Origin of the sequence: Streptomyces sp. NPDC058576, assembly GCF_042718715.1 — a bacterium.
In the GTDB taxonomy this organism is placed as follows: Bacteria; Actinomycetota; Actinomycetes; order Streptomycetales; family Streptomycetaceae; genus Streptomyces.
In genome coordinates this window covers 38249-55037 of the sequence record NZ_JBHXPF010000001.1, presented here as the reverse complement: position 1 = coordinate 55037, position 16789 = coordinate 38249, and the positions used below count along the sequence as shown (strand labels likewise).

The window sequence follows — 16789 nt, the reverse complement described above, 5'->3', positions numbered from 1 at the left end:
GCTTGAGCGAAAGGTGGGATGTCAGGCATGGCTCGGCCCCGCAGGAGAGGAGGAGGTCCAGGCCGGCTCAGGTTCTCGTGCGTGCGCCGCTAGCCAAGCTTCGGATCCGAGGGCCTGTTCGAGAGTGGCCAGAGGCATGGGTACGCCAGCAGCAGCTTGCCCGAGGGACTGCACCAGGCGTGTGGCATCAATCAGCCCCATTTCTGCCAAGCGGCCGTGGGCCAGTCCAAGCAGATCGGGCATGTTCGCACGAAGACCTGCGTAGTGGTCGGCGTCGAAGCTGCCTTTCGTTTGTCGGTTCACGACGGCATGAGGCAAGAGTCCGGTCATCGCGCTACGCAGAAGCGGCTTGTACGAGTGGAGTGGGGGACGCCGATCCAAGGGCGTCCGGAGCACAGCGTTCACAACCAACGGGTCGAGGAAAGGGTTGCAGAGATCGATCCCAGAGGCCGCAGCCAGTTCGACGTCCGCGACAGCGGTGCGCGCGACTTCACGAACCTCGTCCACCAGGGTGCGCACCGAGGCGTCGAGGCCAGGTAGCTGATCCGAGGCCGAGGCGGCTCTATGTGCACTGGCCCTCAGTAGGGCAGCTGCGGACACACCGGCCCACGAGGGATAGGGCAGCAGGGGAAACCAACAGACACTTCCATGGCCGCTGTGCCGTCTGCCGCCGACGGCATCGGCGAGGTCTGCGATGGCACTTGTGCGGGGCGTCTGCGATACGAGGATCGCGTCGCGGAGGAAGGGCAGAGGAGACGCGCGGCGCAATCTGGCCCAGCCGAACCCCTCGCTCACGGCGCGTCGGATGCGGCCGTGGCGGACGAGGTCGGCCAGATGGACGGGGGGCTGGAAGAGCAGGCTGTCGCCACCGTCGCCGGTCATGTGGGTGCGGGTTCCGAACTCCTCCCGCAGCCAGCGGAACTGCCCCGTGAGCCGGGCTTGTGTGATCGTTGAAGGAGCCGGTTCGTCAGTTGCCGGGACGGTCGGCATCGCCGTGTACGGCAGGTGCTTGGCCGACATGGCCAGGAGGCGGTGGTTGATCCGCCCTGAGTACGCAGCGGCTGCCTGCCGCGCGTATCCGAGGTCCGCGCCCGCTGTATCGCCCTCAGGATGGATGGTGACGGCGTTGAGCCGAGTGTTGTACGGCAGAGCGACGGTCGCGAGCGCCGCGATTGAGGTGGAGTCGAGTCCGCCCGAGAGGTCGCAGGAGGCCGTGGGATCTGACATGACTCTTTCGGCTACGGATTCGAAGAGCGCCGTACGCAAACGTTCCGCGGGGGGCAGTGTCTCGCACGGATCCGGTCTCCACACCGCCGTGGTGTGAGGGGCGCTTCCGTCCAGCGGAAGAACGATCCGGCACCCGGGTGGGAGTTGCTCGACGCCGGAGAAGAAGGTTCGTCCCGCGGAGAGTGCGGGGACCGATGGCAGGAAGATCGAGCAGGCGAGCCGTTCGACGTCCACCGTGGCATGAGTGAGCGAGGCCAGTGCACGGGCGGAGCTGCACCACACCCACCCGCCGTCGTGGCGGACGAGGTAGATGGGGCGAGCCGAGGCCGGGTCGGTATGGATCACGACAGCCTCTTCGGATTCTTCGACGACCGTGTAGGTGCCGGGCCACTTCCAGGTGACGTCTTGGGGCAGTGTCGAGCTCAGGTGAGGCAGGTCGGAGCCCTCCGCTCCGCACCGTCCGAGGATGAGCACCTGCCGCTGGCCGTCCGGGCAAGCCACTGAGCGGGCGGGAACGGCACCGAGAGCCCAAGTGTGAAGCCGCGAAGTGAGATGGCGTGAGCCCACAGGCTGGTACCCCGGCCTGGAAGGGCAACCGCTACCACCGAAGATCATGATCAGAGCTCCAGAGTTGAGGGGACTTCTGCTGGGTGCGGACGCCGGGGTCCGCACCCACGGAGCAGGAATCAGCTGTTGTAGGCGCGGCGCTTGTCCTCGCTCTGGCCGCCGCCCTGGCCCTCGGTGAGCACGGTTGCTTCACCGATCTCGATGGGGAGCAGGTCGTTCTCTTCGGTGTTCTCCTCGATCTGAAGCGGGTTCATGACGTCTCTCCTTCTGGTGGGTGATGAGGACTTGATACGGATCGAACACACTGGGCCGGGCCCGGGGTAGGCGGTCCGTCAGAGGCCGCTGACGGCTGTCGGTTCCCCGGACCTCGTACGGAAGGGGAGCCGGAAGGCGTTGAGGAACCGCTGGACGATGGCGCGCGACGGGCCGAGGCGGTCGAAGGATCGCCGCAGGCCCGCCGGCTTTTGGGGCAAGGCCAGCTCTGCCCAGACCCGTTTTCCCCGCACGGTGTTCTCGGCTCCGCAGGCGACCGACAGATGCTCGATGAGCACCATGCCCCGGCCGCTTTCGGAGTCAGGACTCGGGCGGCGGAGCCGGGGCAGAGCCCGGGAGCTGTCGTGGACTTCGAGTAGGAGCCTGCTCCTGCGGATGTCCGCGCGCACGGTCACGTTGAGCATGTCGCCGGCTCCGTGGGAGACGGCATTGGTGACCAGTTCCGAGACCACGGTGGTCATGGCCATGTGGCTGTCCTCGTCCTCGGGCAGGCGCCACCTGCTGACGAGTTCGACCAGCCGCCGACGACTGATCGCCGCCGAAGCGGGGGCGCGGACCAAGAGGAAGCTTTCGCTGCTCACATGCCTCACAGAAAACCCTTCGTCTGAACGTGCGACCTGGACTCGAATGGGATGCCCGTCCTTGGGAAAGGCTTGTTCCATCCGGTCGCTACGCCTGCTGGTGTTTACTCAACTCCGTTACTGGCTGCCGGTCGTGGGCCATCCGGTGGTGCAAATTTCTGCCGGGGGGCCGCTTTGGGGGGCCAGAATTCGACGGCGAATTTCCAGAGGTTTGGGGGACGGGCATGATGGAACCGGAAGGCATCGGGGCACTGCTGAGGGGAAGCCGCGAAGCGGCTGGTCTGACGCGTGAAGAACAAGCGTCGGTGTTACAGGCCGCTCAGGGCGGAAAGTGGTTCGACCCGGAGAACCTGAAGCGCTGGGAGACCGAACGGCGCCTGCCCACGCCGATGTGGCATGCGCTGCTGGCCGAGTGCTACGGCAGGTCCACGGAGGAAATCGGTCGCGCTGTCGTGGCCAGCCGACGTCATCGAAGGCTCCACCGGCTGATTGATCAAGAAAAGAGGGAGGAGGGCTCGGCAGTGGACCGACGGAAGTTCCTCGGGGTGGCAGCGGCGGCTACGGGAATGACGGGGGTGCCGGACATCGCGGAGGCGCGGCATGGCATCAATGCGGGCCTGTCCGCCCCGGACGGCAGTGATCTCGCCTATCTGAACGGGGCATTCGAACGTCATCGCGGTGGATATCGAGGGCGTCCACCCCATGAAGTGCTGGACCAGATGAAAGTCGATCTAGACCTGCTGCGGGAGCTTCTCGGTCGCCCTCACCCGGCTGCGGTGCGCAAAGACCTGGCGCGCACGGCAGCGGGCATCACCGGGTTGGTGGCTGTCATCCAGCATGATCGAGGCGAGCAACGGGACGCGGTCGGCTGGTTCGCCACGGCTGAAAAGGCCGCTCGCGAATCCGGCGATCGGCACATGCTCGCCTGGGTGCTCAGTCGGCACGCGATGGTGCCGCTGAACTACGGAGCCCCGAATGCCGCCGCAGCGATGGCCATGCGAGCCCGAGCCGAAGCCGGCCGCTCGCCGAGTGCTGCCGCCGCCCTGGCCGCAGCCGTGACCGCGCGGTCACTCGCCTGCGTCGGAGACCGGGAGGGAGCGCTGCGGGCGGTCGGTGACGCCCGCGCCACCGCCGCGCAACTCGATTCGGCACAGGAGGCCGATACCTGGTTCGGCTACCCGCCGCAGAAGCACCACGTACACCTCTCCCAGGCGTTCACGCTCATGGGGCAGACCCGTGAGGCGTATGCCGAGCAGGAGTCCGCACTCGCTCTCACCAAGGCCCCGTCCGTCATGACCCGCGCGCTGGTCGCCGTCGACCGTGCCGTCTGTGTCCGGGCGGACGGCGATCCGACTGCCGCTGCGGATCTCGCCGTCGATGTCTGGCGTCAGCTTCCGCCCGCCTACCGGGACGGCTTGGTTCGCTCCCGGGTCGAGTCGTTGTGCCAGTCGCTTCCCGGGCGTACGGGGAGCACCCTGCGCGAGGCGCTGGCCGGCCGCTGAAGCACCAAGGGGAAGATTGGAGCCCCCCCTCACACGAACCCCCGCCCCATCTCGTCCAGGATCTCGTCGATCACCGCCGCCGGCTCCCGGGCCAGGTCCTCCTCGATCCACATGCGCATCGCGATCCGGAGCGAGGCGAGGAAGCCCGCCGCCAGGACGATCGGGCGGACCGGGGCCGAGGACGGGCCCGGGCGGGCGGCGACCGCTTCGGCCAGGTCGCGTTCCAGGGCCGCGTGGTTGGCCAACTGACGTGCCAGCAGCGAGGGGTGGCGCATCGCCAGGCGCGTGCGCACCGCCCACTCGCGCTCCGGGGGCGCCACCCGGTCCGCGAACTGGGCCACCGCCGCGCGCAGCGCCGGCCAGGCGGGTTCGTCGGCGGGGCGGTCCCGCACCGTGCGGACCAGGGCCCTGATCTGCTGCTCCTCGCCGTAGAGGAGGGCGTCTTCCTTGTTGGTGAAGTAGTTGGAGAACGTTCTGCGGGAGATCCCCGCCGCGTCCGCCACCGCCTCGACCGTCACCTGGTCGAAGCCGTGCTCCACCGTCAGGCGCAGGGTCGCTTCGTGCACGGCCTGCCGGGTGGCTTCCTTCTTGCGTTCCCGGAGTCCCGGTCCCGCGGTGCTGCTGTCCATGGGGGCATTATCCCCCGGGTCCGAGATTCTTGCGCAGTGGGCAAAATTGCGCAGTGTGCATGTATGGTGAAGTCTTCTCCCTCCCGTACGGGCTCGCGCACGGATGCCCGGTGCCGACGCCTCGTACGGGCCTCTCGTACGAACTTTCCGGAGGTTGCGCGTGAGCGCAGCAGCAGACACCGCCGCCGCCCCGGCCGGGGCCCCCGCCACCCCACCCATGGACCACCGTCACGTCCTGCGCGCCCTGAGCGGGCTGCTCATCGTCCTGTTCGTGGCGATGATCAGCAGTACCGTGGTCTCGGTCGCGCTCCCGCAGATCATCGGGTCCCTCGACGGCACGCAGTCGCAGTACACCTGGGTCGTCACCTCGACCCTGCTCGCCTCCACGGCCTCCACCCCGATCTGGGGCAAGCTCGCCGACCTGTTCAGCAAGAAGCTGCTGCTCCAGATAGCCATCGGGCTCTTCGTCGTCTCGTCGGTCGCCTGCGGGTTCGCCCAGTCCACCGAGCAGCTGATCGCCTTCCGCGCCGTGCAGGGACTCGGCATGGGCGCGCTCCAGGTGCTCGTGCAGGTGATCATCGCCGCGATGATCAGCCCGAAGGAGCGCGGCCGCTACAACGGTTACCTCGGCGGCGTCATGGCCGTCGCCACCGTCGGCGGGCCGCTGCTCGGCGGGTTCATCACCGACACCTCCTGGCTCGGCTGGCGCTGGTGCTTCTTCATCGCCGTGCCCTTCACGCTCCTCGCCTCCGTGATGCTCGCCCGCACCCTGCACCTCGCCGAGGTCCGTCGGCCCGACACCAAGGTCGACTACCTCGGCGCCTCGCTGATCGCCGCCGGGGTCAGCCTGCTGCTCCTCTGGGTCACCTTCGTCGGCGACGACTTCGACTGGATCTCCTGGCAGTCCGGCCTCATGGTCGGCGGAAGCGTGATCGTCCTCGGGGCAGCCGTTCTCGTCGAGGCCCGGGTCAAGGAGCCCGTCGTTCCCCTCCACGTCGTCCGCCGCCGCGACCCCGCCCTCGCCATCGTCGCCAGCCTCGCCGTCGGCATGGCCATGTTCGGCGGCGCGGTCTTCCTCGGCCAGTACTTCCAGATCGGCCGCGGGTACTCGCCGACCGAGGCGGGGCTCCTCACCATCCCGCTGATGGCGGGCGTCCTCGTCTCCTCCACCGTCGCCGGCCGCCTCGTGTCCAGGACCGGCAAGGTCAAGCCGTTCATCGTCGCCGGTGTGGTCGTCCTCGCCCTCGGATTCCTCGGGCTGTCCTTCGTCGATCACGAGACCTCGCTCGTGCTGGTGTCGCTGGGGATGCTCGGTGTGGGCGTCGGGGTCGGCATGTCGATGCAGAATCTGGTGCTCGTCCTCCAGAACACCGTCCCGCTCAGCGAGATCGGCGCGGCCAGCGGGGCGATCACCTTCTTCCGCTCCCTCGGCGGGACCATGGGCGTCTCCGTCCTCGGCGCGGTCCTCGCCCACCAGGTGTCCACGAAGATCACGGACGGGCTGACGAAGCTCGGCATCGACCCGGCCGCGTCCGGTTCCAGCGGCTCCACCCTCAACGTCGCCGCCATGCCGCCCCAGGTCCAGGACGTCGTCCGGGCCGCGTACGGGGACGCCACCGGCCACATCTTCCTCATCTCGGCCTGCATCGCCGTGATCGGAGTGATCGCCTCGCTGTTCCTGACGCCCACCAAGCTGCGGGACAGCGTGGATCTGTAGCGCGGACGACCTGCGGACCGAACAGCCCGCTTCCGCGCCCAGCACGGGCGTGGAAGCGGGCTGTTGTACTGTTACGACCCCCGTACGCCACGGGGGCCGACGAGATCGACCGAGGAGGTGGGACCCATTACCGCTGGATCAGGCTGGGTGCTCACCCCGCGCGATCACGTCGTACGACCGGCAGCAGTGACGGCAGCAACAGCAGCCGACCGGACGGACTAGGACGATCGCCGAGCGCCCATCGGTTTTCCCGAAAGGCTTCGCTCGTATGCCGGTTCACTCCTTCCGTTCCGTTTCTTCCGCTTCCGCCTCCGCTTCTTCTTCCTCATTCTTCGCCGACACCGTCGTCGCCCTCCGCCGCGCCGGCTGCGTCTTCGCCGAGGACGAGGCCCGCCTCCTCCACCAGGCCGCCGCGTCCCCCGGCGAACTGTCCTCCCTCGTCGAGCGCCGCGCCGCCGGGCTGCCGCTCGAACACGTCCTGGGCTGGGCGGATTTCCACGGTCGCCGCTTCGCCGTGGACACCGGCGTCTTCGTGCCCCGCCGCCGTACGGAGTTCCTGGTGGCGCAGGCCGCCGCCCTCGCGCCACGCCGGGCCGTCGTCGTCGACCTCTGCTGCGGTTCCGGCGCGCTCGGCGTCGCCCTCGCCGCCGCGGCGGAGGCGGCCGAACTGCACGCCTGCGACGTCGAACCCGCCGCCGTGCGCTGCGCCCGGCGCAATGTCGGCGATCTGGGGCGGGTCTACGAGGGAGATCTCTTCGGTCCCCTTCCCGTCGGCCTGCGCGGTCGGGTCGACGTGCTGCTGGCCAACGTCCCGTACGTCCCCACCGAGGATGTCGAGCTGCTGCCCGCCGAGGCCCGCATCCACGAACCCCGCGTCGCCCTGGACGGCGGAGGCGACGGGCTCGACGTCATGCGCCGCGTCGCCGCCGAAGCCCCGCGGTGGCTCGCGCCCGGCGGCAGCCTGCTCGTGGAGGCGAGCGAGCGCCAGCGGGACACGGCGGTCGAGGTCCTGCGCGCCGCCGGGCTGCTCCCCCGGGTCCTGGTCTGCGAGGAGCTGTACGCCACGGTCCTCGTCGGGACCGCGAAGGCCGGCGCCGGACGCGTGAGGGCCGCTGCCGCCGGAACGGGCGAAACCGTCGTCGCGACCGCGACCGCCGCCGCCGCGAATGCACCGGTACAGGACTAGGCTCGAAGAGCTGTGACGCGGCGACGTGGCCGTGCCGTGGCGAGGCAACGTACGCAGTTCGGTTCGGCTGGCAGGAGAGCACGGGATGACGACCGCGCCGGGGCGCAGAAGCAGTACGTTCACCAGGCTGCTGCGGCACGGATTCACCGACCCGTCCGCCGCCGAGCAGCTCCTCGACCTGGACGCGCTGGCCTCCGTACGGTCGGATCCGGTCCTCCTGGAGGCGCTCGGGGCCACCGCCGACCCGGATCTGGCCCTGCGCGGGCTGGTCCGGATCGTGGAGGCGGGGGAGGAGAGCGAGCGGCAGGTGCTGCTCGACACCCTCGTCACCGCCAAGCCCCTGCGCGACCGGCTCCTCGGGGTCCTCGGCGCGTCGGAGGCGCTCGGCGACCATCTGGCCCGGCACCCGCGCGACTGGCAGGCGCTCGTCACGTACGAGGCGATCGACCTGCACCCCGGCGTCGCCGAGTTCGAGCGCGGGCTCGCCGACGCCGTCGACCCGGACTCGCTGCGGGTCGCCTACCGCCGGTGCCTGCTCACCCTCGCCGCCCGGGACGTGTGCGGGACGACCGATCTCGCCCAGACCGCCGCCGAACTGGCCGACCTCGCCACCGCCACCCTCCGCGCCGCTCTCGCCATCGCCCGCACGGCGGCCCCCGAGGACGCCGCGCAGTGCCGGCTCGCCGTCGTCGCGATGGGCAAGTGCGGCGGGCGGGAGCTGAACTACGTCTCCGACGTCGACGTGATCTTCGTCGGGGAGGCGCGCGAGGGGGTCGACGAGACCAAGGCCATGCAGGCCGCCACCCGGCTGGCCGCCCACATGATGCGGATCTGCTCCGAGACCACCGTCGAGGGCACCATCTGGGAGGTCGACGCCAACCTCCGCCCCGAGGGCCGCAACGGGCCGCTGGTCCGCACCCTCAGCTCGCACCTCGCCTACTACCAGCGCTGGGCCAAGACCTGGGAGTTCCAGGCCCTGTTGAAGGCCCGCGCGGTGGCCGGCGACCCCGAGCTGGGCGCGGAGTACGTCGATGCGGTGTCGCCGCTCGTCTGGGGAGCCGCCGACCGGGAGAACTTCGTCCCCGACGTGCAGAAGATGCGCCGCCGGGTCGTCGACAACATCCCCGCCGACCGCATCGAACGGGAGCTGAAGCTCGGCCCCGGCGGCCTGCGGGACGTCGAATTCGCCGTCCAGCTGCTCCAGTTGGTGCACGGGCGCAGTGACGCCTCGCTGCACAGCGGCTCCACCCTGGAGGCGCTGCGGGCGCTCGCCGAGGGCGGGTACGTGGGACGTGCGGACGCCGCCCAGCTCGATGAGGCGTACCGCTTCCTGCGCGCCATGGAGCACCGCATCCAGCTCTACCGGCTCCGCCGCACCCACCTGGTCCCCGCGGACGAGGCGGACCTGCGGCGGCTCGGCCGGTCGCTCGGGATGCGCACCGATCCGGTGGCGGAGCTGAACAAGGCCTGGCGACGGCACGCCTCCGTGGTACGGCGGCTGCACGAGAAGATCTTCTACCGGCCGCTCCTGGACGCCGTCGCCCAGCTGGCTCCCGGCGAGTCCCGGCTCAGCGCGAAGGCCGCCGCGATCCGCCTGGAGGCCCTCGGGTACGCCGATCCGTCCGCCGCCCTGCGGCACCTGGAGGCCCTCTCCTCCGGGGTGACCCGCAAGGCCGCCATCCAGCGCACCCTGCTGCCGGTGCTCCTCGGCTGGTTCGCGGACTCCGCCGACCCGGACGCCGGGCTCCTCGGCTTCCGCAAGGTGTCCGACGCGCTCGGGAAGACCCCGTGGTATCTGCGGCTCCTGCGCGACGAGGGCGCCGCAGCGGAGAACCTCGCCCGGGTCCTGTCCGCCGGCCGCCTCGCCCCGGACCTGCTGATGCGGGCCCCGGAGGCAGTGGCGATCCTCGGCGACCCGGAGGGGCTCACACCCCGCAGCCGGGGCCACCTGGAGCAGGAGGTGCTGGCCGCGGTGGGGCGGGCCGGGGACGCGGAGTCGGCCGTCGCCGTGGTGCGCGGGGTGCGTCGCCGGGAGCTGTTCCGTACGACGGCCGCCGACCTCATCGGCTCGTACGGGACCGAGGACAGCCCCGCCGAGCAGGATCACGGGGCCCTCGTCGACCGGGTCGGCTCGGCCGTCACCGACCTCAACGCCGCCACGATCGCGGGGGCGCTGCGGGCCGCCGTCCGCGAGCGGTGGGGCGACACCCTGCCGACCCGGTTCGCCGTGATCGGCATGGGCCGCTTCGGCGGGCACGAGCTGAGTTACGGCTCCGACGCCGACGTCCTCTTCGTCCACCGGCCACGCGAGGGCGTGAGCGACGAGGAGGCGGGGCGGGCGGCCAACGCGGTCGTCTCCGAGATGCGACGACTGCTCCAGCTGCCCACCGCCGACCCGCCGTTGCTCATCGACGCCGATCTGCGCCCCGAGGGCAAGACCGGGCCGATGGTCCGCACGCTGAAGTCGTACGAGGCCTACTACCGGCGCTGGGCGCTGGTCTGGGAGAGCCAGGCCCTGCTGCGGGCCGAACACATGGCGGGCGACGAGGAGTTGGGGCGTGATTTCGTCGAGCTGGTCGATCCGTTGCGGTATCCGATGGAAGGGCTCGGCGAGGACGCCGTACGCGAGATCCGCCGGCTCAAGGCGCGGATGGAGTCCGAACGGATGCCGCGCGGCGCGGACCCCACGCTCCACGCGAAGCTGGGGCGGGGCGGGCTGAGCGACGTCGAGTGGACCGTGCAGCTGATGCAGATGCAGCACGGGTGGGCGGAGCCGGGCCTGCGCACGACGCGTACGCGCGAGGCGCTGGCCGCCGCGTGCGCGGCGGAGCTGATCCCGGCGGAGGACGCGCAGACGCTGGACGAGGCGTGGGTGCTGGCGGCGCGGGTGCGCAACGCGGTGATGCTGGTGCGGGGGCGGCCGGGCGACACGTTCCCGTCCGATCCGCGGGAGCTGGCGGCGGTGGGACGGTATCTGGGCTACGAGCCGGGGCATGTCGGGGACATGTTGGACGACTACCGGCGGATCACGCGCAGGGCTCGGGCGGTGGTGGAGGAGCGGTTCTACGGGGCGGCGACCTAGCGAGGAAGGGCCGGCGGCCGGGCCAGGAGCGAAGTGCCCCCGCACGCGCCGGTCCGCACCCGGCTGAGGGAACCGTGGCGCGCGGGCCCACCGCCTCCTGCGGCGTCGGCGTGGTCTCCCGCGGGTGGTTCGCCCGCTCGCCCATGAACGTGCCGTACTCGTACTCCGCCGCCTCGGAGTCGGTCCCGCCGTCCGACAGCTCCTCGGCGCGTCGGGGAAGTCCCGCTCGTCGATGTCGATGTCGATGTCGATGGGCGTGGCGCGCGGGCTGCCCGCGCGCTGCACGGTGGGTTGCTCGGCCGACCCGGAGCGACCCGGGCGAGCCCGCCGCGGAGCGACCCGGGCGAGACCGCCAGGCGCTACGCCCGTCGCGCCCCGGCCGTCTCCGGCTCGGGCTTCGACCCTGCCTCCGGCTCCGGCTCCGAGGACGGGCGTGGCAGGCGGGCGGCGCGCAGTCCGGTCAGCCGGCCCTTCCTCGCCCCGGGCACCCACCTCGGCAAGCGGTGCGGCAGCGAGCCGTACCAGACGCGGGACACCGCGTAACCGAACGCGAGGCAGGCCATGCCGCCCACCGCGTCCAGCCAGAAGTGGTTGGCGGTGGCCACGATGACGACCAGGGTGAGCGTCGGGTAGAGCAGGCCCAGGATGCGGGCCCAGGGCACCGAGGCCAGGGCGAAGATCGTCAGGCCGCACCAGAGGGACCAGCCGATGTGCATCGACGGCATCGCCGCGTACTGGTTCGACATGTTCTTGAAGTTGCCCGACGCCATCGAGCCCCACGTCTCGTGGACGAGCACCGTGTCGATGAAGTTCGCCCCGTTCATCAGACGGGGCGGCGCCAGGGGGTAGAGGTAGTAGCCGAGCAGGGCCACACCCGTCGTCGCGAAGAGGACCAGCCGGGTCGCCGCGTAACGGCCCGGGTGGCGGCGGAACAGCCAGACGAGGACGCCGATGGTCACGACGAAGTGCAACGTCGCGTAGTAGTAGTTCATCGACACGATCAGCCATGTCACGGAATTGACCGCGTGATTGACCGTTTCCTCGAAGGCGAGGCCCAGGGACTTCTCCGCCGACCAGATCCAGTCGGCGTTGCTCAGCGCCGCCGCCTTCTGCTCCGGGACCGCATTGCGCACAAGCGAATACAGCCAGTAACTGACCGCGATGAGCAGGATCTCGAACCAGAGCCGGGGGCGGCCGGGCGTCCGCAGCGAGCGGAGCCGGGCCCGCCAACCGCTCTTCCCGGAGGCCGGGGAAGCAGTCGCCGGGGAAGTGGTGGACGACGCGGCGGCGGTCTCGGAGGCCGCCTCGGCCGCGATGGGTGAAGAACCGGCCGTCGACCGGCCTTCCTGTGCTGTCACCTGTGTTTCACCCATAGGCAGAGAGTCTTCCATAGAGATTCCTCTGCCCCCGATCATCCTCCGGTCGGGTTCCGGTCGCACGTCCTGCGCCTCAAGGACGAGAAGGGGACCCTGAGCCGCCTGCGGGTCCGGCGGCCGTCGAGCCGCGAACCACCAGCTCGGGCATGAAGACGAACTCACTGTGCGGGGCCGGGGTTCCGCCGATCTCCTCCAGGAGCGTGCGGACGGCGGCCTGGCCCATCGCCGTCACCGGCTGCCGGATCGTCGTCAGCGGCGGGTCCGTGAACGCTATGAGCGGCGAGTCGTCGTAGCCCACGACCGACAGGTCGCGCGGCACGTCCTTGGAGAGCCTGCGGGCCGCCCGGATCGCCCCGAGTGCCATCATGTCGCTCGCGCACACCACCGCCGTGCAGCCGCGCTCCATCAGCGCGGAGGCGGCGGCCTGACCGCCCTCCAAGGTGTACAGAGAGTGCTGGATCAACTCCTCCGCCTCGTCCGGGGCGAGACCCAGCTGCTCCCGCATCGTCGCGTGGAAGCCCTCGATCTTGCGGAGCACCGGCACGAAGCGCTTGGGGCCGACCGCCAGGCCGATCCGGGTGTGGCCGAGCGCCGCCAGGTGCGTCACCGCGAGCCGCATCGCCGCCCGGTCGTCCGGGGAGATGAACGGCGCCTGCACCTTCGCGGAGAAGCCGTTCACCAGGACGAAGGGGACACCCTGGCCGCGCAGTTGTTCGTAGCGCTGCATGTCGGCCGAGGTGTCCGCGTGCAGCCCGGAGACGAAGATGATGCCCGAGACGCCCCGGTCCACCAGCATTTCGGTGAGTTCGTCCTCGGTGGAGCCGCCGGGGGTCTGGGTCGCCAGTACCGGGGTGTATCCCTGCCGGGTCAGCGCCTGGCCGATGACCTGTGCCAGCGCCGGGAAGATCGGGTTCTCCAGCTCCGGGGTGATCAGGCCGACCAGCCCCGCGCTGCGCCTGCGCAGCCGCACCGGCCGTTCGTAGCCGAGGACGTCGAGCGCCGCGAGGACGGATTCGCGGGTGGTCGCCGCGACTCCGGGCTTGCCGTTCAGGACTCGGCTGACCGTCGCTTCGCTGACCCCCGCCTGAGTTGCGATATCGGCAAGCCGTGCGGTCATGGGATGGGACTGTACCGGGCCCGTGTCGGATTGCCCACCGTGCGTGGGGTGGTGCGGGGGAGCCCTTCTGCATGCTTTCCGGCAACGTCTTGCAAGGACTTGCGGACCCGGTTCGCGTACGGGGGTCGGATCGTCGCATTGCGGGTCCGCCCTGTCCCGCCTGCCCCTGCCAGGGATCCACGACTGTCGTCAAGGGGCTTGACGGCAACCTTGAGGACACGCGAATGTAACGATCACCAGGGCTTGCAGAAATCTTCCGCAAGGTCTTTCGGTCGTCTTTCATCCTTGTTACGTTCACGTCGACCCGGCGCCGCGACGGAGCGGTACGGCAGTTGAAGGAGTTCAGATGCGACGTGGCATAACGGCCACCGCCCTGGTCGCGGCCCTGGCGCTCGCGGCGACCGCCTGCGGCAGCGACGACGAGACCGGCAGCAAGAGCTCGGGCGAGCTCTCCGGCACCGTGACCTGGTGGGACACCTCCAGTGTCGGCAGCGAGGACAAGGTCTTCAAGAAGCTGGCCGAAGGCTTCGAGAAGAAGCACCCGAAGGTCGACGTCAAGTACGTCAACGTGCCCTTCGGCGAGGCGCAGAACAAGTTCAAGAACGCCGCCCAGGCCGGCGACGGTGCGCCCGACGTGATCCGCTCCGAGGTCGCGTGGACGCCGGACTTCGCCAACCTCGGCTACCTGGCCCCGCTGGACGGCACCGCCGCCCTGAAGAACCAGGACGACTTCCTCAAGCAGGCCGTCGCGTCCACCAAGTACGAGGACAAGACCTACGCCGTCCCGCAGGTCATCGACTCCATGGGCGTCTTCTACAACAAGAAGCTGTTCAAGGAGGCCGGTGTCGAGGCGCCCGCGAACCTGGACGACCTCAAGACCGTCGCCAAGAAGATCAAGGACAAGACCGGCAAGACCGGCCTCTACCTCCGCGGCGACGACCCGTACTACTTCCTCTCCTTCCTGTACGGCGAGGGCGGCGACATGGTCGACGCCGGCGCCAAGACCGTCACCGTGGACAAGCCCGAGGGCGTCAAGGCGTTCAAGGCGGTCAAGGCCCTGGTCGACGACGGCACCGCGAAGACGGATGCCTCGGACGGCTGGGAGAACATGATGCAGTCGTTCAAGAACGGCGACGTCGCGATGATGATCAACGGCCCCTGGGCCGTCGCCGACACCCTGACCGGCAAAGAGTTCACCGACAAGGACAACCTGGGCGTCGCCCCGGTCCCGGCCGGCTCCGCCGCCCAGGGCGCCCCGCAGGGCGGCCACAACCTCGCCGTCTACGCGGGCTCCAAGAACCTCGACGCCTCCTACGCCTTCGTCGAGTACATGACGTCCGTGGACAGCCAGGCCACCGCCGCCGGCGAGCTGAACCTGCTGCCGACCCGCACCTCCGCGTACGCCAAGAAGGAAGCGGTCGACAGCGAGATCGTCGGCTTCTTCAAGCCGGTCGTCGAGACCGCCGTCGAGCGCCCCTGGATCCCGGAGGGCGGCAGCCTCTTCGAGCCCCTGCGTGTCGAGTACACCAAGGTCCTCACCGGCCAGACCACGCCGGAGAAGGCCGCCAAGGCCACCGGTGACTCCTACCGCAAGCTCCTCGAGGGCTGGAAGTAACAGGAAGGTTGGCCGACTGATGGCTGTCCACACCAGCCAGTCGGTGGTGAAGGCCGCGGGCGAGCACACCGCCCGCGGCCGGAGCCGCGGTACTGGCACCCCACCGCCGACCCCCGGCCGTCTGAGGCGGGCCCTGTCGGTCCACTGGTACGCCTGGACCATGGTCGCCCCGGTCGTCGTCGTGATCGGCGTGATCATCGGCTATCCGCTGGTCCGCGGCATCTACCTCTCGATGACCGACGCCGACGAGCGGAACGTCGCCCGCTCCATCGGGGTCAACGAGATCCCCGCCACCTACGAGTTCGTCGGCGCGGACAACTACGTCGACGCGCTGACCGGCTCGCAGTTCCTCGGCACGCTGGGCTGGACGCTGGTGTGGACCGTCTCCTGCGTGAGCATCACGTTCGTCCTCGGCATGTCCCTGGCGAACATCCTCAACCGCCGCATCGCCGGCCGCTCCGCCTACCGCATGGCCCTCATCCTGCCCTGGGCCATCCCCGGCTTCGTCTCCGTCTTCGCCTGGCGCTTCCTCTACAACGAGGAGCGCGGTCTGCTCAACAAAGTCCTCGGCGGTGCGGGCATCGACGCCGTCCCGTGGCTGAACGACCCGACCTGGGCCAAGTTCGCGGTCATCGCCGTCAACGTCTGGCTCGGCATCCCGTTCATGATGGTCGCCCTCCTCGGCGGGCTCCAGTCCATCCCCTCCGAGCAGTACGAGGCGGCCGAGATGGACGGCGCGACCGCCTGGCAGCGCTTCCGCCACATCACGCTGCCCGGACTGCGCCCGGTCTCCACCACGGTGGTCCTGCTCTCCACCATCTGGACCTTCAACATGTTCCCGGTGATCTTCCTGCTGACCCGCGGCGGACCCGGTGAGGCGACCCAGATCCTGGTGACCCAGGCGTACAAGTTCTCCTTCGAGATCAGCCCGCGCGACTACGCGCAGTCCTCCACCTGGGGCGTGCTGATCCTCGTACTCCTGATGCTCTTCGCCGTGGTCTACCGGCGAGTCCTGCGCTCCCAGGGAGACAACTGGTGACCACCGCGACCGACACCCCCGCCCGGCACGGAGCCGTACGCAAGGTCCGGCTGCGCGGCGAGCGCTCCCCGCTCGCCTCCGTGGCCCTTCACTTCACCCTGATCGTCGCCTCGGTGATCGCGGTCTTCCCGGTGCTGTGGGTCCTGCTGACCTCGCTCAAGCCCGCGAAGTACGCGACCACCACGGACTTCTTCCGCGAGACGACGTTCGTCAACTACACGAACCTGATCCGCGACACCGAGTTCCTCAACTGGTTCGCCAACTCCGTCATCATCTCCGCACTCTCCACGGTGATCGGCGTCTTCGTCGCCGCCACCACCGGATACGCGGTCAGCCGCTTCCGCTTCCCGGGCAAGCGCGGGCTGATGTGGACGCTGCTGATCACCCAGATGTTCCCGGTCGCCGTCCTCATCGTGCCGATCTACAACATCATGTCGACCCTGGGGCTGCTCAACCAGCCCACCGGACTCGTCATCACCTACCTCACCATCTCGGTGCCGTTCTGCGCCTGGATGATGAAGGGCTTCTTCGACACCATCCCGCGCGAGATCGACGAGTCGGGCGAGGTCGACGGCCTCACCCCGTTCGGCACCTTCTTCCGCCTCATCCTGCCGCTGGCCAAGCCGGGCCTCGCGGTCACCGCGTTCTACTCCTTCATCACCGCCTGGGGCGAAGTGGCCTACGCCTCCGCCTTCCTGGTCGGCGACGAGAACCTCACGCTGGCCGGCGGACTCCAGAAGTTCGTCAACCAGTACGGAGCCCAGTGGGGCCCGATGACCGCCGCCTCCGTCCTCATCGCCATCCCGGCCGCCCTGGTCTTCCTCTTCGCCCAGAAGCACCTGGTCACCGGAATGTCCGCCGGAGCCGTCAAGGGCTGA

13 protein-coding genes are annotated in these 16789 nt (G+C 69.7%); 7 read left to right on the top strand and 6 right to left on the bottom strand.

Annotated features, from left to right (window positions below):
* Positions 1 to 21: 21 nt before the first annotated feature.
* The 3 genes from ACFWRV_RS00225 to ACFWRV_RS00215 all read right to left on the bottom strand — a co-directional run bounded on the left by ACFWRV_RS00225 (position 22) and on the right by ACFWRV_RS00215 (position 2648).
* Positions 22 to 1842 carry an albusnodin/ikarugamycin family macrolactam cyclase gene (locus ACFWRV_RS00225; RefSeq protein ID WP_384326283.1) on the bottom strand — a complete coding sequence of 607 codons (1821 nt, stop codon included), beginning with the start codon at positions 1840 to 1842 and terminating at the stop codon, positions 22 to 24.
* A 71-nt stretch (positions 1843 to 1913) separates the two neighbouring features.
* Positions 1914 to 2048: an albusnodin family lasso peptide gene (locus ACFWRV_RS00220; RefSeq protein ID WP_384326281.1), complete on the bottom strand. Its 135-nt coding sequence runs from the start codon at positions 2046 to 2048 to the stop codon at positions 1914 to 1916.
* A gap of 78 nt (positions 2049 to 2126) precedes the next feature.
* Entirely contained in the window at positions 2127 to 2648 is a 522-nt protein-coding gene (locus ACFWRV_RS00215; RefSeq protein WP_384326279.1) for an ATP-binding protein, read from the bottom strand.
* 224 nt (positions 2649 to 2872) lie between these two features.
* On the opposite strand from ACFWRV_RS00215, the gene ACFWRV_RS00210 reads away from it, so the two are divergent.
* Complete coding sequence (locus tag ACFWRV_RS00210) at positions 2873 to 4150, top strand: helix-turn-helix domain-containing protein (protein ID WP_384326277.1); 1278 nt, start codon at positions 2873 to 2875, stop codon at positions 4148 to 4150.
* 29 nt (positions 4151 to 4179) lie between these two features.
* On the opposite strand, the gene ACFWRV_RS00205 is transcribed toward ACFWRV_RS00210, so the two are convergent.
* On the bottom strand, positions 4180 to 4779 hold the full coding sequence (locus ACFWRV_RS00205) for a TetR family transcriptional regulator (RefSeq protein WP_384326275.1): 600 nt from the start codon (positions 4777 to 4779) through the stop codon (positions 4180 to 4182).
* A 217-nt stretch (positions 4780 to 4996) separates the two neighbouring features.
* On the opposite strand from ACFWRV_RS00205, the gene ACFWRV_RS00200 reads away from it, so the two are divergent.
* The 3 genes from ACFWRV_RS00200 to ACFWRV_RS00190 all read left to right on the top strand — a co-directional run bounded on the left by ACFWRV_RS00200 (position 4997) and on the right by ACFWRV_RS00190 (position 10764).
* Positions 4997 to 6496 carry an MDR family MFS transporter gene (locus ACFWRV_RS00200; RefSeq protein ID WP_384326673.1) on the top strand — a complete coding sequence of 500 codons (1500 nt, stop codon included), beginning with the start codon at positions 4997 to 4999 and terminating at the stop codon, positions 6494 to 6496.
* A gap of 268 nt (positions 6497 to 6764) precedes the next feature.
* Entirely contained in the window at positions 6765 to 7682 is a 918-nt protein-coding gene (locus tag ACFWRV_RS00195) for a putative protein N(5)-glutamine methyltransferase (RefSeq protein WP_384326274.1), read from the top strand.
* 85 nt (positions 7683 to 7767) lie between these two features.
* Entirely contained in the window at positions 7768 to 10764 is a 2997-nt protein-coding gene (locus tag ACFWRV_RS00190; protein WP_384326272.1) for a bifunctional [glutamine synthetase] adenylyltransferase/[glutamine synthetase]-adenylyl-L-tyrosine phosphorylase, read from the top strand.
* A gap of 359 nt (positions 10765 to 11123) precedes the next feature.
* Here ACFWRV_RS00190 and ACFWRV_RS00185 read toward each other — a convergent pair whose 3' ends face one another.
* Positions 11124 to 12155: a phosphatase PAP2 family protein gene (locus ACFWRV_RS00185; protein WP_384326271.1), complete on the bottom strand. Its 1032-nt coding sequence runs from the start codon at positions 12153 to 12155 to the stop codon at positions 11124 to 11126.
* 58 nt (positions 12156 to 12213) lie between these two features.
* Positions 12214 to 13257, bottom strand: coding sequence for a LacI family DNA-binding transcriptional regulator (locus ACFWRV_RS00180; protein WP_384326269.1), 1044 nt, complete (start codon positions 13255 to 13257; stop codon positions 12214 to 12216).
* Between the two features lie 346 nt (positions 13258 to 13603).
* Between ACFWRV_RS00180 and ACFWRV_RS00175 the strand changes: the two genes are divergently transcribed.
* Genes ACFWRV_RS00175 through ACFWRV_RS00165 form a run of 3 tightly spaced genes read left to right on the top strand, consistent with a single transcriptional unit; the run spans position 13604 to position 16789 of the window.
* Positions 13604 to 14872 (top strand): extracellular solute-binding protein, encoded by a 1269-nt coding sequence (locus ACFWRV_RS00175; protein WP_384326267.1) that lies wholly within the window; start codon positions 13604 to 13606, stop codon positions 14870 to 14872.
* A gap of 19 nt (positions 14873 to 14891) precedes the next feature.
* Entirely contained in the window at positions 14892 to 15911 is a 1020-nt protein-coding gene (locus ACFWRV_RS00170) for a carbohydrate ABC transporter permease (protein ID WP_384326265.1), read from the top strand.
* On the top strand, positions 15908 to 16789 hold the full coding sequence (locus tag ACFWRV_RS00165) for a sugar ABC transporter permease (RefSeq protein ID WP_384326263.1): 882 nt from the start codon (positions 15908 to 15910) through the stop codon (positions 16787 to 16789). The genes ACFWRV_RS00170 and ACFWRV_RS00165 overlap by 4 nt, the downstream gene beginning before the upstream one ends.